Below are 19,205 nucleotides of genomic sequence, written 5' to 3' on the forward strand. Positions count from 1 at the left end.
CCAGCAGGGCAAGGCGACCTCGACCAACCCGATCGCCTCGATCTTCGCCTGGACGCGCGGCATCGCCTATCGCGGCAAGTTCGACGAGACGCCGGAAGTGGTGAAGTTCGCCGAGACGCTGGAGCAGGTCTGCATCGAAACCGTCGAAAGCGGCAAGATGACCAAGGATCTCGCACTGCTGATCGGTCCGGACCAGAACTGGATGACCACCGAGCAGTTCTTCGAGGAAATCGTCAAGAACCTCGAAACCAAGATGGCTGCCTGGGCCTGAGCCCTTCGCACCGACCCCGGGTCTTCGGACCTGGGGTGCAAAAAACCCTCCGCCTTCGCAGGCGGAGGGTTTTTTCTTGCCCCTTCAAGCGGCGGCGCCGCCTTGCGGAACGTCTCTTATTCGAAGGGCTCTTCGCCTTCGAGCTTCGTGCGGTGCATCATGCGGCCGCAGTTCGGGTCATAGGCCTCGGCCCGGTGCATGGTGCCGGTATTGTCCCACATGACCAGATCGCCCACTTCCCATTCGTGGCTATAGGTGAACTCCGGTCCGGTAGCCCATTCGCGCAGGCCATGGATGATCATCGCGCTCTCCAGCGCGGACTTGCCGACCACTTGCGCCGAAGTGCAGCCGATCACCAGGCTCTTGCGGCCGGACTTGTGCTTCCAGACGAGGGGCAGTTCCTGCTCGCCGATCTGCGCATAGCCCTGCAACTTGGCGAGGCTCGGCTCGGGCTCGTAGTAGAACAAGCTGGCCCAGGGGCCATGGATCATGCGGTACTGCTCATACTCGGCCTGCTTGTCCGCCGGCAATTCCTCGAAGGCGGCGTAAGTGTTCGCGAAGCCGGTGTTGCCCGTGCCGCGCGGGCTGGGCACCCGGCATGACAGCAGAGAAGCCAGGATCGGCACGTCGTTGCGGGTGCCGTCGATGTGCCAGTAGAGCGAGCCCTTCAGGTACTCGGCGGCCATCGGGTTTTCCTTGGCATCGAGAGTGATCTTGGAAATCACTTCCTCGCCGCCCTTGCGCTCCGGAGCGAAGGTGCCGAGCGTCTTGGTGAAGGCGACCTGTTCCTCATCGGTGAAGTTCACTTGCGGGAACACCAGGACGCCGCGCGCTTCTAGAAGCTCCCGGATTTCCGTGGCGACAGCTCCCGAAAGCAGCTCCTCGCGAGCGTTGAGCACGCGACTGCCGATTTTGGGCTTGATCTGCTCCGCCCGGAGCTTGGCCTGGGTTGCCACCGACATGTCTCTTATTCTCCCGTATCATGGTCTGCCGCCATAGCGACTCATGGGAGAACAATACCCCGACTGAACACCAGTTCAAACAAATGTGCAATGCAGCCGCGATCTATCGCGCTTCCGCTCCGGCCCTGCTCAGGCTGGGGGCACCAACCTGTCCAGCCAGGATTCGACGATAGCGCGGGCCTGGTCGTGCCCTTCCTCCACGCCCAGCGACTTTTCCATCACGATGCAGCGACCGATCCCGGCGAGAATAAGCGCAAGCCCTGCCGGATCGAACCCTTCCAGAGCTTTCATCCGATCACCGAGGAGATGACCAAGAAGCTCGACCTGCCGCGCACGCATCGCGACACTGTGCTGCGCCATGGCCTCCCGAACGGGAGGACGATGATTGGCCAGCGCCATGAACTCAAGCGACATGGCTGTCCGGCTGGTATCGACGAAAAAGCGCCAGAGCGCCCGCACGGGATCGTCGGAGGCCAGTGCGGAATCGATCATGCGGTCGCTGTCGGCCGCGCCCTGGCGGCACACTTCTAGAAGCAGGTCGTCCGTCGTGGGGAAGTAGTAATGCACCAGCGAGGGCTTCAGCCCCGCCCTGGCCGCCACGCGCCGGGTGCTGGCGGCGGCATAGCCCTCGTCCCTGATCAGTTCCACCGTCGCCTCGACGATGCGCGCCCGCGTCGCGGATGTCTCTGCCCCAATCCTGCGCGCTGCGCCTGCCATGCAATCTCCTGTGCCCGCCAGCCGCTCGGCACGGTCCGGTTCGATGTCCGCGCCTGCCTAGGCTCTGGCAACGGCCAGATCAACCGGACGGTTCGGCTTGCATGATGTTCCCTTTTTGTTCATACTCGTCCGATGCAAGTTCACAAGGGAAGAGGTGCCGTCAGCGGCCAGGCCAGCAAGCGCTTCAACCTCCCTCAAAGAGAGGCGGACGGCGACTGGCTGGACGCGATGGAGGATATCGACGGTCCGGCTCGACACCCCGCCACCACCGTTACCGAAGAACACCCCCGCTCGATCTTGTCGTTCAACACGTCTCCCGACATTCCCTTCGACCGCTCCATCAATGCCTATCGAGGCTGCGAGCACGGCTGCATCTACTGTTTTGCCCGCCCCACCCATGCCTACCACGATCTGTCGCCGGGCCTCGATTTCGAGACCAGGCTGTTCGCAAAACCGGACGCGGCGAAGATGCTGCGTGAAACCCTGGGCAAGCCAAGTTACCGTCCCGCTCCTATAGCCATGGGCACCAATACAGACCCCTATCAGCCGATCGAGGGACGCTACCGCATCACGCGCGACCTGCTCGAAGTATGCCTTGAGGCGCGGCATCCGGTCACTATCACGACCAAATCGGACCGGGTTCTTCATGACCTCGAACTGATCTCTCAATTGGCGCGCCGGAATCTGGTGACGGTGGCCATATCGGTCACAAGCATGGACCCGAAGCTCTCCCGCCTGCTGGAACCACGCGCAGCCGCACCTGCCAAGCGGATAGCGGCACTCGGCAAGCTGGCGGAAGCCGGCGTACCGGCCCATGTTTCGATCGCGCCGGTAATCCCCTCGATAACGGATCAGTTCCTGGAGGACATCCTCCTGGCCGCACGCGCACAGGGCATCGATCGCGCAACCTGGATCATGATACGCCTGCCCCACGAAGTGGCCCCACTATTCCGCGAGTGGCTGGAGGCTCACTTTCCCGATCGCGCGGGCAAGGTCATGGCGACGATCCAGTCAATGCGCGGCGGGCGCGACAACGACCCTGAATTCTTCACCCGCATGCGACCCAGCGGTGTCTGGGCGGACCTGTTTCGTCGGCGGTTCAAGGTCGCCATGCAGCGCATGGGATTTTCCCGGCCGGAGATTTCGTTGGATTGTTCGGGTTTTCGCCGTCCTTCGCTGGACGGCCAGCTTTCGCTGTTATGAACGCTTTGTCCATCACCGCGCATCCGGCAACCGGATCCATCCTCGCGCGTTCCCTGCCCAACGATAAAAATCGGACAGGAGGCCTTCATGGCAGATGAAACCGTAACCACCGAGCGCGCTCCCGAAGCCCCCACGACGACCACGACGATCATTCGCGAACGTGGCTCGTCCGGTGGCGCAACAGGGATCGTGATGGCGCTGATCCTGCTTATCGCGGTTGTCGGAGGCATCTATCTCTTCAGTCAGGGCACGCAGAGCGAAGCCGCCAAGGACGACGCTGTAGCCGATGCAGCGAACAACGTCGGTGCCGCAGCTGACAAGGTGGGCGATGCCGCCCAAGACGCGGCAGATAGCGTAAACAAGGACAGCGGCAACTGACGAAAGTGAGCGGGTCCGATCGTTCGGACCCGCGTCAGGCCGCGCGACGAAGCCCTTCCGGCCCGCGGCGCGCGATCAGGGAAACGTTGGAAATCCCCGCCACGCTGGCGAGATGTTCCGCGAAATCACCATCCAGCGCAAAGCTGCGGCCAAGGCGGACCTTCTGCCGTTTCCCCTCGCCCAAGTCGAGTGTCGCCACCACCTCCCCACAGCCCGGCGCGCCTTCACGCATGAGCATCGCCAGTTCCTGCACCGCGTCTACCCGATCAATGTCGAGCGTCAGCAGCATCCGCGCATCGGCTTTCACTTCGTTGAGCGGCCTAGCGCTGCGAACCGTCACACGGGGCGGCTCATCCGGGCTGGGGCTGTCGAGTTCGACGTTGAGCAGGATGCAGGTGCCTTCCTTCGACCATCTGACGAAGTTCTCCACCAGGCTTTCCTCGAAGCACGACGCCGAAAAATTGCCCGATTGGTCCGAGAAATCGGCCATGACGAAGTCCTTGCCGCGCTTCGTCTTGCGCTTCTGCACGTTCTCCACCATCGCAGCCATCACCGCGCCGGTCCGGCCCGCTCCGCCGCCCGTCATCAGGCTGGAATAGGTTCGCGCGCCATTGGCCGAAGCCACCGCGCGATATTGCTCGACCGGGTGCGCCGCGAAGTAGAAGCCGAAAGTCTCGCGCTCCTTGGCCATCTGATCGGTGCGGTTCCACGGTTCGGCCTCGACCAGGCGCAAGCCCTGCTCGACATGATCGTCACCGCCGAACAGGCTGTTCTGGTCCGAATTCCGTTCGCGCGAGGATCGGTCGGCTTCGGCCAGCAGGGTGTCCGCATTGGCCAGCACTTTGGCGCGGTTGGGCTCCAGGGCGTCGAACCCGCCTGCCGCGGCCAGGCTTTCGAGCTGGCGGCGATTCATCGACCCCGCCGGGGCGCGGCGGAACACGTCGTCGAGGCTGACGAACTTGCCGTTCGCCTCCCGCTCCGCCACTAGCGCTTCCATCGCCTTCTCGCCGACGTTGCGTATGCCGGCCAAGGCATAGCGCACCGCGTGGCTGTCCGGCGTTTCCTCTACGCAGAACTCCGCTTCCGACATGTTGATGTCGGGCGCGGCCAACTGAATGCCGTTGCGGCGGGCATCATCCACGAAGATTGCCAGCTTTTCCGACTGATGCATGTCGAAGCACATCGAGGCGGCGTAGAATTCGTGCGGGTAATGCGCCTTGAACCACGCGGTGTGATAGGCAAGCAGCGCGTAGGCGGCAGCGTGCGACTTGTTGAAGCCGTAGCCGGCGAACTTGTCGATCAAGTCGAACAATTCGTTGGCCTTGGCGGCATCGATGCCGGAGACGTCCTTGCAGCCATCGACGAAGCGCTGGCGTTGCTGGTCCATCTCCGCCTGGACCTTCTTGCCCATGGCGCGGCGCAGAAGGTCTGCATCGCCCAGCGAATAGCCCGCCAGGATCTGCGCGGCCTGCATGACCTGTTCCTGATAGACGAAGATCCCGTAGGTTTCGCCAAGGATACCCGCCAGCTTGTCATGCGGGTATTCGATCGACTCCAGCCCGTTCTTGCGTCGGCCGAACAGCGGAATATTGTCCATCGGGCCGGGACGGTAGAGCGAGACGAGCGCGATGATGTCGCCGAAGTTGGTCGGCTTCACCGCCGCCAGGGTGCGGCGCATGCCTTCCGATTCCAGCTGGAACACGCCGACGGTATCGCCGCGCTTGAGCAGTTCGTAGACGGCCGGATCGTCCCAGCCCAGCGTGGACAGGTTGATTGAGATCCCGCGCCGTTCCAGCAGGTCGCAGGCCTTCTTCAGCACGGAAAGCGTTTTCAGGCCAAGGAAGTCGAACTTCACGAGGCCGGTGTCTTCCACCGACTTCATGTCGAACTGCGTAACCGGCATGTCCGAGCGCGGATCGCGATAGAGCGGCACCAGTTGCGCCAGCGGGCGGTCCCCGATGACCACGCCTGCCGCGTGGGTGGACGAGTTGCGCGGAAGACCCTCCAACTGAACCGCCAGATCGACGAGGCGCCTGACCTCGTGGTCGACGTCGTACTCCCGGCGGAATTCGGCCACCGGCGGGTCGGCGGTGACACCGTGCTTCTTGCGGCCGTGAAGCGCTTCGGTCAGCGTCCAGGGGTCGGTCGGATGGTTGGGCACCATCTTGCAGAGGCTGTCGACGCGGCCGTAGCTCATTTGCAGGATGCGGCCGCAATCGCGCAGCACTGCGCGGGCCTTCATCTTGCCGAACGTGATGATCTGCGCGACGTGGTCGTGTCCGTACTTGCCCTGGACGTAGCGGATCACTTCGCCGCGACGGGTTTCGCAGAAGTCGATATCGAAGTCGGGCATCGAGACGCGTTCCGGATTCAGGAAGCGTTCGAACAGCAGCCCCAGCTTGAGCGGATCGAGGTCCGTCACGGTCAGCGCCCAGGCGACCAGCGAGCCGGCGCCGGAACCACGGCCCGGCCCCACCGGGATATCGTTGTCCTTGGCCCACTTGATGAAGTCGGCAACGATCAGGAAGTAGCCGGGAAAGCCCATGCCGGCGATGATCTGCACTTCGAAATCGAGGCGCCTGGCATAATCCAGGAAGTCTTCTGTGACGCCGCGTTCGGCAAGTTCGCGCCACGCCGCCTCTCGCTCCTCGCCCTGAAGCGCCATGGCGGCATCGAGTTCCTCCTCCGTCACCTCCGGCCAGTAAGGAGCAAGTCGGCGGGCGAGACCGGCGCGCGAATTGTCTGCCAGCATCCGCGCCTCGCCCTCCAGGTCACCGGCAAGGCTGGGCAACAGCGGCTTGCGGCGCGGCGGCATGTAGGCGCAGCGCTGCGCCACGACGAGCGTGTTGGCCAGGGCTTCGGGCAGGTCCGCAAACAGTTCCTGCATCGTCTCGGCCGGCTTGACCCAACGCTCCGGCGAGGAACGCGGGCGATCCGCCGCATCGACTTGCGTCGAATTGGCGATGCAGAGCATAGCATCATGCGCGGCATGGAACTGCGCTTCGGCATATTGCGCGGGATTGGTGCCGACCAGCGGGATGTCGCGCGCGTAGGCAAGCGCGATCAGATCCTCTTCACTGCCATCCTCGGCCTCGTCGCCGGTACGTGCGATCTCGATGTAGAGACGGTCTCCAAACAGCGCCTGCAAGGTATCGCAATAGCTTTCGGCAGCCCCCACGCGATCGGCCGCGAAAAGGCGGGCCAGGGCACCCTCGCCGCCGCCGGTCAGGCAGATCAGGCCATCGGTATGGCCCCGCAGACTATCCAGTTCGACATGGGCTTCGAGGTGCAGCGGCCGGTCCAGATGCGCGCGGCTGACGAGGTCGCACAAGTTGAGCCAGCCCGCCTCGTTCTGGGCGAACAGCGCGAGCCAGTCGATCGGACGATCCTGGCCCTGCTTTACGGCACCCGGCCGGGCGACCGCCAGGAACGTGCCGACAATGGGCTGCACCCCGGCGCTCTTGCATGCCTGCGCGTAAGTCGGCGCGCCATAGAGGCCGTTGCGGTCGCAGATCGCAGCGGCGGGAAACTTGCGCTCCTTGGCAAGCTTGGCCGCGGCCTTGGGATCGATCGCGCCGTCCAGCATCGTGAAACTCGAAAAGATGCGGAGCGGTACGAAAGGTGCGTGGGCCATGGGCGGAATTTAGGCATTGCCCTACCTCCCGATCAAGGCGCGCCTGCGGATAAGCCGGGGGAAAGGACGCCGATGCCGCCAAAATGGTGCAAGAAAGGGTGCTTGCCGGGCGGAAACGAAAGCAGCGCGAACGCCGATCAGAGCAGCGCCTCGATGTCCTTCTCCAGCCGTTCCGGGCGATCGGTTGGCGCATATCGCCGCACGACCTTGCCATCGCGACCGATCAGAAACTTGGTGAAGTTCCACTTGATGGACTTGCTGCCAAGAAGGCCGGGTGCCTCGCTTTTGAGCCACGTCCACAGCGGCGCGGCATGATCGCCATTGACATCGACCTTGCCCATGAGGGGAAATGAGAGGCCGAAGTTGACGTCGCAGAAGGATGCGATCTCTTCCGCGGAGCCCGGTTCCTGGCCGCCGAACTGGTTGCAGGGGAAAGCGATCACCTCGAAACCCTGATCACGATACTTGCGCCACAGAGCTTCGAGGCCGGCGTACTGCGGCGTAAATCCGCACTTGCTGGCGGTATTCACGACCAGCAGCACTTTCCCAAGCCGGTCGGCGGGACTGGTCGTCTCGCCGCCAGGTAATTGGGTTTCGAAATCCGCGACAGTGCGGGGATCAGCCGGCGACGCCATGAGGGAAATCCGTCCTTCGATAAAGACGGCGTATGTCCCCTATTTCCAGCAACCTGTCACCGTCCTTCTGGACGGAATAGTTGCCCTGGTCCGCTTCCGGCAGATGCATGACATAGCGGATCAGATTGGCCACGGTATCCCTGCGGATGGCCTTGAATACGTTGAATACACCTCCACCGTCGGCCGTCTTGTGCAGTTCGGCACTATCGTTCCAGCCCAGGCCTTCGCCTGCCGGATGGCCTTGGATGGTTGTGGGAAAGTCGCTCATAAAAACGCTCCTTTCGCGCGTCTTGCCTCTGAAGGTAAAACGCTTGGACCGTCTGCGATGTTCCCCACACCCCCTGGATGAACATCAGGTCAGCACGCCATCGTGCAGTCTTACCACGCGGTCCATCGCCGCAGCCAGACGCTCGTTATGGGTAGCCACCAGCGCGGCGCTGCCTTGCCCGCGCACCAGTTCGAGGAACTGCGCGAAGACCTTGTCGGCCGTGGACTCGTCGAGATTGCCGGTGGGCTCGTCCGCCAGCACCAGGCGCGGCCGGTTCGCCAGCGCACGGGCGACCGCCACGCGCTGCTGCTCGCCGCCCGAAAGTTTGCTGGGACGATGGTCGAGCCGCTGCCCGAGGCCCAGCGCGCCGAGCAGATCCCTGGCCCGCTCCTCGCATTCCTCGCGCGGCTTTCCGGTGATGAGCTGCGGCAGCACCACGTTCTCGATCGCGTTGAAGTCCGGCAGGAGATGGTGGAACTGGTAGACGAAGCCGATGTGGTCACGCCGCACCGCCGCGCGCCGATCCTTGCCGAGCTTCGAGGCATCGATCCCCGCGATCTCGATACGGCCGCCGAAGCCGCCTTCCAGAAGGCCGATCGCCTGGAGCATGGTCGATTTGCCGGAGCCGGAAGGCCCCAGCAGGGCTACGATCTCTCCGGGCTGGACCGCAAGATCGACGCCGCGCAGCACGTCGATGCGCACCCCGCCCTGTTCGAAGCTGCGGGTAAGTCTGTCGAGGCGAACTACCGGGTCATTCATAGCGCAGCACCTGCACGGGATCGGTGCTCGCCGCCTTGAAGGCGGGATAGAGCGTGGCAAGGAAGCTGAAGATCAGGGCCATCACGCAGATCACCGCGATCTCCACCGGATCGGGCCGCGAGGGCAGCTCGGTCAGGAAGCGGATCGAGGGATCCCACAGGTTCTGGCCAGTCACGATCTCCACGAAATGGACGATAGGCTGGCGGAAATAGAGGAACATGAAGCCCATCAGCACGCCGGCCACCGTTCCCAGCGCGCCGATGCAGAACCCGGTCGTCACGAAGACCTTGAGCAACGAGCGCCGCGTGGCCCCCATCGTGCGCAAGATCGCGATATCCCGCGTCTTGGCTCGGACCAGCATGATCAGCGACGACAGGATATTGAACACCGCCACCAGCACGATGATCGAGAGCACCACGAACATCGCCACGCGTTCTACCGAGAGCGCCTCGAACAGCGAGGCGTTGATGGTCTTCCAGTCGGTGACGATCGCCCTGCCCTTCAGCTTGCGTTCGAGCGGGGCGAGAATTTCGCCGACTTTGTCCGGGTTGGTCGTCGTCACCTCGATCATGCCGATGGTGTCGCCGGTCAGCATCAGCGTCTGCGCATCCTTCATCGGCATGACCACATAGGCCTTGTCGTAGTCGTAGATGCCGATCTCGAAGATCGCGGCGACGCGGTAGGCGATCTGGCGCGGCACCGTGCCGAAGGGTGTCGAACGGCCCAGCGGGTTCATCACCGTGATCGTATCGCCCACTTGCGCGCCCAGGTTCTGCGCAAGCTGCGAGCCGATCGCCACGTTGTCGCTTCCCGGCACCAGTTCACGCAGATCGCCCGCCTTCACCTTTTCGCCAAGGCGCGCGATATCCTCGTTCGTGTTTCCGCGAACCAGCACGCCTTCGACGCGGCCATTGAAGGTCGTCACCAGCGGCTGTTCGATCAGCGGCGAGGCATTCACGACATTGGGCGTGGCGCGAACGTCCTTGAGCACGTCCCGCCAATCGTCGAGCCGGCCGCCATAGGCATTGATGATGGCATGGCCGTTGAGCCCGACGATCTTGTCGAACAGTTCGGCGCGGAAGCCGTTCATCACGCTCATGACGATCACCAGCGCGGCGACGCCCAGCATGACCGCCACCAGGCTGATGCCGGCGACAAGGGCGATGAAGCGCTCGCCCTTTCCGGGCAGCATGTAGCGCTTGGCGATGGTCCATTCGAAAGGGGATAGGATCAAGCGACGGGTCCGTCTGTGATCGGGCAGGTGGCCCGGCATTAAGCAGAAGTGGATAGACTGGCAAGCGGATCGCCCGCCCTAGGGTCAGGACCTATTAGTCACGCCTGCGAGGCATTGGAATGGCGAACAGATCGGACCGAAGTGGCTGCCGGGCGGGCTGGTTGCCCGTCCAAGGTCGCTTCGGTTCGAGATGGAAGCCATTCCAATGTCCCGAAGGGATTTGATCAAAATGGCCCAGCGCAGCGTCAGGAAGTCTGGAAATATCGACATATTCCTGCACCTTCCTTCCTCGCGCCGAGCCATTTTGATTCAAACCTCGCAGGCGTGACTAATAGGTCCTGACCCTAGGTGACGCGGCGCTGAACGGGCCTTTGATAATGCCTCGGATCCTGCCCGGTTCCGGCGACATCGAGGCTGTCATGATGTCGTCACGTAGCGGGCTCAAATGCGCCAACCGGACTTCCGGCGCTCGACCCCCCTTGCATTTCGAGGCGATCCGCTCCACATGCGCGCCAGATATTGACGCGCCAGCGGGCCGGAAAAAACACCCATGAACCTGACTCACCCCTTTCGTGACGCCGACGGGGACAAGCTGCGCGAAGAGTGCGGCATCTTCGGCGTAATTGGTTCCAAGGACGCGGCGAATATCGCCGCGGCCGGGCTCCATTCCCTTCAGCATCGCGGGCAGGAAGCCGTGGGCATCACCAGTTTCAGCGGGTCGGAGTTTCACTCCTACCGCGGGTTGGGCCACGTGGCGCAAGTGTTCTCGCAGCGCGAGCTGGACACCCTGCCCGGCACCATGGCCTCGGGCCACGTCCGCTATGCGACCACCGGCGGATCGGGCCTGCGCAACGTGCAGCCGCTCTTTGCCGACCTTGCCGCGGGCGGTTTCTCGATCGCGCACAACGGCAACATTTCCAACGCGATGACGCTGAAGCGCGATCTCGTGTCGAAGGGTTCGATCTTCCAGTCGACCTCGGACACCGAGGTGATCATCCACCTCGTCGCCACCAGCCGCTATCCCACGCTGCTCGACCGTTTCGTCGATGCCCTGCGCATGGTGGAAGGCGCCTACTCGCTGATCTGCATGACGGCCGAGGGCATGATCGCCTGCCGCGATCCGCTGGGCATCCGCCCGCTGGTCATGGGCCGCATCGGCGACGCCACCGTCTTCGCGTCCGAAACGGTGGCGTTCGACGTGATCGGTGCCGAGTTCATCCGGTCGATCGAGCCGGGCGAACTGGTCCAGGTCGACCACAAGGGCACGATCTCCAGCCACCGCCCCTTCGGCAATCCGGCTCCGCGCCCCTGCATCTTCGAGCATGTCTACTTCAGCCGTCCCGATTCGGTGATGGACGGTCGCTCGGTCTATCAGGTGCGCAAGCAGATCGGCATGGAACTGGCCAAGGAAGCGCCGGCCCCGGCCGACGTCGTGATCCCGGTCCCCGACAGCGGCGTTCCCGCCGCGATCGGCTATGCCCAGCAGTCGGGCATTCCCTTCGAACTCGGCATCATCCGCTCGCACTATGTCGGCCGCACCTTCATCCAGCCGGGTGACGCAGCCCGCCACGCGGACGTGAAGCGCAAGCACAACGCCAACCGCGCCATCGTGGAAGGCAAGCGCATCATCCTGATCGACGATTCGATCGTGCGCGGCACCACCTCGCTCAAGATCGTCGAGATGATGCGCGACGCCGGCGCCGCCGAAGTCCACATGCGCATCGCCAGCCCGCCGACCGAGCATTCGTGCTTCTACGGCGTCGATACGCCGGAACGGTCGAAGCTGCTGGCTGCCAACATGGACATCCAGGCCATGGCCGACTTCATCAAGGCCGACAGCCTTGCCTTCGTCTCGATCGACGGCCTCTATCGCGCAGTCGGTGAGGAAAAGCGCAACCGGAAGCGCCCGCAGTTCTGCGACGCCTGCTTCTCGGGCGAATATCCCACCAAGCTGACGGACTTCGCCGAAAGGTTCTCGGGGGAGCTCAACGCAGCGTGAGCGAGAATAGCGTGAGCGAGAATGCTGGCGGCAAGCCGTTCGAAGGTCAGGTTGCGCTCGTCACCGGCTCCAGCCGGGGCATCGGCGCGGCCACGGCGCTCGCACTTGCGGCGACAGGGGCGCATGTCCTGCTGACCGGGCGTGACACCAAGGCGCTCGAAGCGATCGAGGACCAGATCTACCAGGCCGGCGGCTCGGCAACGATCGCGCCGGTCGATCTGGTCGAGCCGGACGGCATCGCCCGCCTCGCCACCGCCGTCTCGCAGCGCTGGGGCAAGCTCGACATCCTCGTCGTGAATGCAGCGGTCCTGCCCGAACTGACGAGCGTGGCCGATATCGACCAGCGCGCCTTCAACAAGGCGCTCACCACCAACGTTCTTGCCACGCAGGCGCTGATCGCCAACTTCGACGGCCTGCTCCGCAAGAGCGACAATGCCCGCGTGATCGGCCTGAGCACCAGCGTCGCGGAAAAGCCCCGCGCATTCTGGGGCGCCTATGCCGCCACCAAGGCCGCCAGCGACATGCTGCTGGACTGTTATGCCGAGGAAACGCGCAACGCCACGAAAGTGCGCGTCGCCATCGTCAATCCCGGCGCCACGCGCACCGCCATGCGCGCCCGCGCCTATCCGGGCGAGGCCCCTGCCTCGGTCAAGCCGCCGGAAGTCGTGGCTGACCGGCTGGTCGCGCTGCTGGGTGAAGCCTTCGAGAGCGGGCACCGCGAAACCGTATCGTCCGCATTTTAATCCTGTGGTAACCCTTTCCTGATTTTCTACCATTGACGACGCTTCGTTTGCGTCGCGCCAATGCATGGATCTCGGGAAAATGACGACGAAATCCCCGCAGGACATCTACGAACTCGCCGCCCAGGAAGACCGCAGCGCGATCCGCCAGCGTATTTCGATACCGGCCGGTTTTCGCGCCTCCGGAACCAAGGGCTTCCAGACGGCGGTGCGCGATCTTTCGCTATCCGGCTTTTCGGCGACGGCGATCAGCCGCATCCCTCCGCGTACCTGTTGCTGGCTGACCCTGCCCGGCATGGAAGCCTTGTCCGCACGCGTGATCTGGTGGGAAGACGGACTGGTCGGCTGCGCCTTCGAACAACTGCTGAACCCTATCGTCCTCGATACGGTGCTGACCCGCTGGCGCGGTCTGGGAAACTGATCCCCAACGGATAGGATTTCAGGGCTCGACGGGCTTGACCAGCGTTACCTGGGCAACATCGATGCCGCCGCCCATGAAGCCGCCTTCGCAATACATCAGGTAAAAGCGCCAGAGCCGCACGAAGCGCTCGTCGAACCCGGCGGGGAGCCTGCCTTCCGCGACCACCTTGTCGAAGTTGCGCCGCCATTCGTGAAGGGTGCGGGCATAGTCCAGGCCAAAGGCCTGCCTGTCCTGCCACAACAGTCCACGCTGCTGCGCAAGGCGGCGAAACTCGGGCTCGTGTATCAACATGCCGCCGGGGAAAATGAACGTCTGGATGAAGTCGGCGCTGCCGGCATAGGCGTCGAAGATGTCATCGCGCATGGCGATATACTGGATCGCCGCCCGGCCGCCCGGCTTGAGGTTCCGCTCTATGCAATCGAGGAAATCCGGCCAGAAGCCACGCCCCACCGCCTCCACCATTTCGACGGAGACGATGGCGTCGTAATCGCCGGAAACGTCGCGATAATCCTGCTTGAGGAAATCGACGCGGCCACCCCGCGCTTCCACCCTGCCGTTCCAACGCCGGCGCGCATAGGCAAGCTGCTCGTCGGAAAGGCTGATGGCATCGACCTTCGCGCCTTCCGTCTCCGCCAGGAAAGCCGAAAGCGTACCCCAGCCGCAGCCGATCTCCAGGACGCGAGCCCCCTCATGAAGATCGAGCCGATGCGCGATCGCGCCGATCTTGTTGGACTGGGCGGCGTCCAGTGTCGTGACGAACTGGCTGAGTGCGTTCGGCCCGCTTCCCGGACGCGGGAAGATGCCGCTGGAATAGAGCATCGTTTCGCCGAGCCACTGTTCGTAGAAGTCGTTGCCCAGATCGTAATGGGCATGGATGTTTCGCAAGGAGCCCGAACGGGTGTTGCGATGAAGCCAATGGAGGAACTTGGCCAGCGCCCGCCAAGGGCCGGTAGCCCTGCCGACATTGCCGAGACTATCGGCATTCTCCATGAACAGGGCGAATATCGGCACGGGATCCGGGCTGTCCCACTCGCCTTCCTCCCATGCCTGATACCAGCCGACCGAGCCCGCCGTGGCCAGACGCAGCAAGGCGCGCCAGCTGCGAATCTCGACGACGGCATCAAATCCGGGCGCCCTTCCGCCCAACAGGCGCGTCCCGCCCCCCGGAAGCGTCGCTTCTATCGAGCCGCTTTCAAGGCCCCGGTCGATTCGGTCCAGAACCTTCGAAACGCCACCGGACCAGAGCCGCGCCAGCCATTGCGGACCCACACCGATGGAGCGGCCGCCCTCGACCAGTTCCTCACCCCTGCCTGGCGCACTTGCGTTCATGAACCTGATATTATCCGGAAAATGGCCGCGGGCAATTGCCTAGGAAGAATCAGTGGCTCCCTTCGGGAGGACTATGCTTTCCTCTTCACCGAACCTTGGAACGCCCCCAGGCGGCCAGGGCCCGCTCCCGGCCGTCGCGATGCTCGACCAGCTTGGGCGGATAGCCGTCGGGTCGCTTTCCTCCAGCCGGATCGTGGATATCCGCGTCTTCCAGCGCGGCCAGTTCCGGCACCCATCGGCGGATGTAGTCCGCCGCATCGAACTTCTCGGACTGCGTGAGCGGCGCCATGATCCGCACGAACATCTGCGCGTCCACGCCGGAACCGGCGCTCCATTGCCAGTTCACCGCATTGGAGCCGTAATCCGCATCGACGAGCGTGTCCCAGAACCATCGCTCGCCTTCGCGCCAGTCGATCAGCAGGTGCTTGATGAGGAAACTGGCGACGATCATCCGCACCCGGTTATGAATCCAACCCGTGTGCCAGAGCTGGCGCATGCCCGCATCGACGATCGGATAGCCGGTCCGCCCCTGCTGCCAGGCCCTCAGGTCCGAATCGGCTGCCTTGCCGCTTCGCCACTCCAGGTGCGCGAAGTCTTCCTTGGCCGATCGGCTGCCGTAGTCGGGAAACTGGAGGATCACGTTCTGGGCATAGTCGCGCCAGCCCAGTTCCCCGAGAAAGGTCTCGACCGATCCCCCGGCATCCGCCACCGCATGCCAGACCCGCGACGGCGAAATCTCCCCGAAGTGGAGATGGGGCGAGAGGAAGGACGTCCCTTCCACGGACGGCAGGTTGCGCTGCGCCTCGTAAGCCGAAGCTTCCTCCACGAAGGCGTGGAGCCGCTTGTGCGCGCCTGCCTCGCCGGGCTCCCACATCTCGCGCATACCGCCGGCCCAGTCCGGCTGCTTGGGCAGCAGGTTCCAGTCAGCCAGACGATCGGACCGCGGCCACCGGGCTGGGGCTTCGATCCGGGCCGGTCGGGGATGGGGTTCGACGGGCGGCAGGCGCTCGTGCAGCGCGCGCCAGAACGGCGTGTAGATCTTGTAGGGCCGGCCCGCCCCCGTTGTCACCGAACCCGGCGGCGCGAGGTAATTGCCGTGATGCAGATGCAGGTCGAGCACCTGGGAAACGGCTTTCTCTGCGTTTCGCCACCAGGGCTCGTAATGGTGAAGAGCATGAACCTCGCAAGCGCCCACTTCGTCCGCGACCGCTTTCAAGACCTCATCGCTGCGGCCCTGGCGAAGGACCAGCCGCGAGCCCTTTTCGCGCAAGGCAGCGTCGAGGCTTTCGAGGGAATGGTGCAGCCACCATCGAGAGGCGGCGCCCATGCGGCGATGTTTCGGCGTCTCGTCGTCCAGCACGTAGACCGGGACGATGGCGCCTTGGCTTGCGGCCTCGAAGATGGCAGGCTGATCGGAAAGGCGCAGGTCGCGCCGCAGCCAGACGATGACGGGGGGTTTCATGCTGCCGGAACGCTTGTCGGTCATCGCCGTTCCTTAAGGCAATGCCCATTTCCAAGCCAGCGCCCGCCTCTTCAAAAAGGAGGTCCGCGACCCTCCGCCACCGGATCGATCCGCGCAAGGCCCTGCTGGCTGCTGCGACTTGCTGGACAGGATTCGCCTTCTTCGCATGGGCCATGCCAGCAGGCCGCACCACGCAATTCGACCGGATCGGGCTGCTTTTCTGGCGCGCCCAGGACTTACGCCCTCTAGGACCGACCTGGCTGCTGGAATGGGTGCGGGATCTCACCGCGATGGGCGGGTTCCTGCAACTGAAGCTCTATACGATCTTCGCTGTCGTGGCGCTGTTCTGGCTGCGCTGCCGCCGGGAGGGAATGCTGCTGGCACTCACGGTGCTCAGCGCCAGCCTCGTCAATATGGGTTTCAAGGCACTGTTCGGGCGCCCTCGTCCGGAAATCGTGCCTCACCTCACAGAGGCCGGCGGTGCCAGCTTCCCCAGCGGGCACAGCTTCAACGCGGCGTCCACCTACATCGCCTTCGCCCTTGCATTCGCCGCGCTGAGTCATCGCGGCGCGGTCCGCCACACCCTGGTGGCGAGTGCCATGGTGCTCAGTCTGGCCATTGCCTGGAGCCGCGTCTGGCTGGGCGTTCACTGGCCGAGCGACGTCATGGCCGGATGGCTCGGCGGTGCCGGATGGGCGTTCCTCGCCAGTGCCCTGCTTTATCGACCGGCCGAAACGGCGGTCCATGCCGCCGACGAGCTTGCTGGAGCCGAACGGGTCACCTGACCGTCCAGGTCTGCCCCCGCGCGAGCAACTGGCCAAGATCCGCCGGCTTGCTTGCCGCGTGGCTCTCCCTCTCGGCTATCACCGCACTTTCGAAGGTCGGCGCCGGATCGTCATGGATCACGCCGAGCGCCATGGGATAAAGACCGAACGGCATCTCCACCAGCAAATGCGCCAGGCTCCGGTTCCGCACATCGTGGACTAGCACGTCGGCGGCGTGCCAGTCTCCGCCCACTACATCGACGACTTTCAGCGACAGCGTGGCCATGTCGAAAGCAAGTCCCTTCGCGCCGCCGGCGAACAGCAAGGGCTCGCCATCGCGGCAATAGACCTGGGCATCGGCGGCGACCGACTTGTCCGTGAAATCGTCGAAGCGGTCCTTGTTGTAGACGATGCAGTTCTGGAAAATCTCCACGAAAGCCGCACCCTTGTGGCGATAGGCGGCCTTGAGCACCTCGGGCAGATCCTTGGACACGTCATAGCTGCGCGCCACGAACCGGGCGCCCGACCCCAGCGCGAAAGCACAAGGGCTTGCGGGACGATCGACCGAACCTGCCGGAGATGTCGGCGAGGGCGTACCGATGCGGCTCGTCGGTGAATACTGCCCCTTGGTCAGGCCGTATATCTCGTTGTTGAACAGCAGGATCTGGCAATCGAGATTGCGCCGCAGCACGTGCATCGTGTGGTTGCCGCCGATCGACATGCCATCGCCGTCGCCTGTCACCAGCCAGACGTCGAGATCCGGATTGGCAAGCTTGATCCCCGTGGCCACGGCCGGCGCCCGGCCGTGGATCGAATGGAAGCCATAGCTCTCGACATAGTAGGGAAAGCGGCTCGAACAGCCGATGCCCGAGACGAAGACCGTATTCTTCGGATCGGCGCCCAGCATCGGCAGAGTGCGCTGCACGGCCTTGAGTATCGCATAGTCCCCGCAGCCGGGACACCAGCGCACCTCCTGATCGGTCTCCCAATCCTTGAGCGTCGTCTCGATCGAAGTCATTTCGTTCATGATCGTGTCTCCGTCGGAACCGTCAGGGCTGCTCGATCTCGGGGGCGGGAAGCTGCGTCGCGTTGACCTCCACCTCGCCACCCTCATTTCCGGGGATCTCATCGAAGAACCGGGCGATGGCCTCCTCCAGTTCGGCGATGGCGAAGGGCTGGCCGCTGGTCTTGGTCAGCGGCACCGCATCGACGAGAAACCGATCCCGCAGGATCGTCTTGAACTGCCCGGTGTTCATTTCCGGCACCAGCACGTGGTCGAACCCGGACAGCAGGTCGCCGAGATTGGCCGGCAGCGGCCAGACGTGGCGAACATGGGCATGGCTGACCGCCAGCCCCTTCCTGCGCGCACGACGCACGGCCTGATGGATCGCTCCGAACGTCGAGCCCCAACCGATCACCAGCAGCTTGCCGACCGGTTCGCCGAGACTAAGCTCTTGAGCCGGAACGGCAGCGGCAACGCCGTCGATCCGGGCCTTGCGCGCATCGGTCTGGGCTTGATGGACGTCGGGTGCATAGTCGATGTTGCCGGTATCGATGGCTTTCTCGATCCCGCCGATACGATGCATGAGGCCCGGCGTGCCGGGCTTGATCCATGGGCGCACCCCTCGCTCGTCGCGCTTGTAGGGGAGCACGCGATCCGCGCCGTTCGGCTCTTTCAGGAACTGCACGGGGAACGGTTCGAAAGCTGCGGGATCCGGCACCTTCCAGGGTTCGGAGGCATTGCCGATATAGCCGTCGGTCAGCAGTATCACCGGCGTCATGTAGCTGGTGGCGATGCGACAGGCTTCGATCGCGCATTCGAAGGCATCGGCGGGCGAGCATGCGGCGATCACCGGCAGGGGCGCATCGCCATTGCGGCCGTAGACGGCCTGGTAGAGGTCCGACTGTTCGGTCTTGGTGGGAAGCCCGGTGGACGGCCCGCCCCGCTGCGAATTGACGATCACGAGAGGCAGCTCGGTCATTACCGCCAGCCCCATCGCCTCGCCCTTGAGGGCAAGACCGGGGCCCGAAGAAGAAGTGACGCCAAGCTGGCCCGCATAGCTGGCCCCGATCGCGGAGCAGATCGCGGCGATCTCGTCCTCGGCCTGGAACGTGGTGACGCCGAATTCCTTCATCTTCACCAGATGATGCAGGATCGCGGAGGCCGGGGTGATCGGATAGCCGCCAAAGAACATCGGCAGCCCGGCCAGCCGACAGCCCGCGATCAGGCCAAGTGCGATCGCCTCCGCCCCATTGATCGTGCGATAGAGGCCCGGCGCGCTCGGCACCGGATCCAGATGCAGACGCCGCAGGGGACCGGCAAGTTCGGCCGTTTCACCATAAGCATGTCCGGCGTTGAGCGCGGCGATATTGGCTTCCGCAAGGACCGGGTTCTTCGCGAATTTGCCGTGCAGCCATTCGACCAGCGG

General features: G+C 64.0%; 18 protein-coding genes. 7 read left to right on the forward strand and 11 right to left on the reverse strand.

Annotated features, from left to right (window positions below; translation table 11 throughout):
• Positions 1-271, forward strand: a 271-nt coding sequence (locus tag RT424_RS05955; RefSeq protein WP_313435293.1) for an isocitrate/isopropylmalate family dehydrogenase, incomplete at its 5' end; no start/stop codon positions are given.
• A gap of 116 nt (positions 272-387) precedes the next feature.
• On the opposite strand, the gene RT424_RS05960 is transcribed toward RT424_RS05955, so the two are convergent.
• Positions 388-1,233, reverse strand: a complete 846-nt coding sequence (locus tag RT424_RS05960; protein WP_313435295.1) for a TauD/TfdA family dioxygenase — start codon at positions 1,231-1,233, stop codon at positions 388-390.
• 129 nt (positions 1,234-1,362) lie between these two features.
• A complete protein-coding gene (locus tag RT424_RS05965) occupies positions 1,363-1,950 on the reverse strand; it encodes a TetR/AcrR family transcriptional regulator (protein ID WP_313435297.1) in 588 nt (195 codons plus the stop codon).
• 132 nt (positions 1,951-2,082) lie between these two features.
• Here RT424_RS05965 and RT424_RS05970 point away from each other — a divergent pair, with 132 nt between their 5' ends.
• Positions 2,083-3,153 (forward strand): PA0069 family radical SAM protein, encoded by a 1,071-nt coding sequence (locus RT424_RS05970; RefSeq protein ID WP_313435299.1) that lies wholly within the window; start codon positions 2,083-2,085, stop codon positions 3,151-3,153.
• An 87-nt stretch (positions 3,154-3,240) separates the two neighbouring features.
• A complete protein-coding gene (locus RT424_RS05975) occupies positions 3,241-3,531 on the forward strand; it encodes a hypothetical protein (protein WP_313435301.1) in 291 nt (96 codons plus the stop codon).
• 34 nt (positions 3,532-3,565) lie between these two features.
• Here the strand turns inward: RT424_RS05975 and dnaE are convergent, their stop codons facing one another.
• The 5 genes from dnaE to RT424_RS06000 all read right to left on the reverse strand — a co-directional run bounded on the left by dnaE (position 3,566) and on the right by RT424_RS06000 (position 10,061).
• Positions 3,566-7,165 (reverse strand): DNA polymerase III subunit alpha, encoded by a 3,600-nt coding sequence (dnaE, locus tag RT424_RS05980; protein ID WP_313435303.1) that lies wholly within the window; start codon positions 7,163-7,165, stop codon positions 3,566-3,568.
• A 137-nt stretch (positions 7,166-7,302) separates the two neighbouring features.
• A complete protein-coding gene (locus RT424_RS05985) occupies positions 7,303-7,800 on the reverse strand; it encodes a glutathione peroxidase (protein ID WP_313435305.1) in 498 nt (165 codons plus the stop codon).
• Entirely contained in the window at positions 7,784-8,068 is a 285-nt protein-coding gene (locus RT424_RS05990) for a hypothetical protein (protein ID WP_313435307.1), read from the reverse strand. Before RT424_RS05990 ends, RT424_RS05985 begins: the two co-directional genes overlap by 17 nt.
• 84 nt (positions 8,069-8,152) lie before the next feature.
• Positions 8,153-8,827, reverse strand: coding sequence for an ABC transporter ATP-binding protein (locus RT424_RS05995; protein ID WP_313435309.1), 675 nt, complete (start codon positions 8,825-8,827; stop codon positions 8,153-8,155).
• On the reverse strand, positions 8,820-10,061 hold the full coding sequence (locus RT424_RS06000; RefSeq protein WP_313435311.1) for a lipoprotein-releasing ABC transporter permease subunit: 1,242 nt from the start codon (positions 10,059-10,061) through the stop codon (positions 8,820-8,822). The genes RT424_RS05995 and RT424_RS06000 overlap by 8 nt, the downstream gene beginning before the upstream one ends.
• Positions 10,062-10,611: 550 nt before the next feature.
• Here RT424_RS06000 and purF point away from each other — a divergent pair.
• From purF to RT424_RS06015, 3 genes are all read left to right on the forward strand, one after another.
• Positions 10,612-12,060 (forward strand): amidophosphoribosyltransferase, encoded by a 1,449-nt coding sequence (gene purF / locus RT424_RS06005; protein WP_313435313.1) that lies wholly within the window; start codon positions 10,612-10,614, stop codon positions 12,058-12,060.
• Positions 12,057-12,803, forward strand: coding sequence for an SDR family NAD(P)-dependent oxidoreductase (locus RT424_RS06010; RefSeq protein WP_313435315.1), 747 nt, complete (start codon positions 12,057-12,059; stop codon positions 12,801-12,803). Before purF ends, RT424_RS06010 begins: the two co-directional genes overlap by 4 nt.
• 79 nt (positions 12,804-12,882) lie before the next feature.
• Complete coding sequence (locus tag RT424_RS06015) at positions 12,883-13,221, forward strand: PilZ domain-containing protein (RefSeq protein ID WP_313435317.1); 339 nt, start codon at positions 12,883-12,885, stop codon at positions 13,219-13,221.
• A gap of 18 nt (positions 13,222-13,239) precedes the next feature.
• Here the strand turns inward: RT424_RS06015 and RT424_RS06020 are convergent, their stop codons facing one another.
• Positions 13,240-14,550 carry a cyclopropane-fatty-acyl-phospholipid synthase family protein gene (locus RT424_RS06020; RefSeq protein WP_313435319.1) on the reverse strand — a complete coding sequence of 437 codons (1,311 nt, stop codon included), beginning with the start codon at positions 14,548-14,550 and terminating at the stop codon, positions 13,240-13,242.
• Positions 14,551-14,635: 85 nt separating this feature from the next.
• The gene (locus RT424_RS06025) at positions 14,636-16,012 is read right to left on the reverse strand and encodes a deoxyribodipyrimidine photo-lyase (RefSeq protein WP_313435467.1); all 1,377 of its coding nucleotides are present in this window, start codon (positions 16,010-16,012) and stop codon (positions 14,636-14,638) included.
• Between the two features lie 173 nt (positions 16,013-16,185).
• On the opposite strand from RT424_RS06025, the gene RT424_RS06030 reads away from it, so the two are divergent.
• Positions 16,186-16,797: a phosphatase PAP2 family protein gene (locus tag RT424_RS06030; protein WP_313435321.1), complete on the forward strand. Its 612-nt coding sequence runs from the start codon at positions 16,186-16,188 to the stop codon at positions 16,795-16,797.
• Here the strand turns inward: RT424_RS06030 and RT424_RS06035 are convergent.
• Both RT424_RS06035 and RT424_RS06040 read right to left on the reverse strand, forming a co-directional pair.
• Entirely contained in the window at positions 16,790-17,803 is a 1,014-nt protein-coding gene (locus tag RT424_RS06035) for a 2-oxoacid:ferredoxin oxidoreductase subunit beta (protein ID WP_313435323.1), read from the reverse strand. The genes RT424_RS06030 and RT424_RS06035 overlap by 8 nt on opposite strands.
• A gap of 22 nt (positions 17,804-17,825) precedes the next feature.
• Positions 17,826-19,205: 2-oxoacid:acceptor oxidoreductase subunit alpha (locus RT424_RS06040; RefSeq protein WP_313435325.1), on the reverse strand; the 1,380-nt coding region annotated here is incomplete at its 5' end.

Origin of the sequence: Novosphingobium sp. (genome assembly GCF_032093395.1) — a bacterium.
Taxonomy (GTDB): Bacteria; Pseudomonadota; Alphaproteobacteria; order Sphingomonadales; family Sphingomonadaceae; genus Novosphingobium.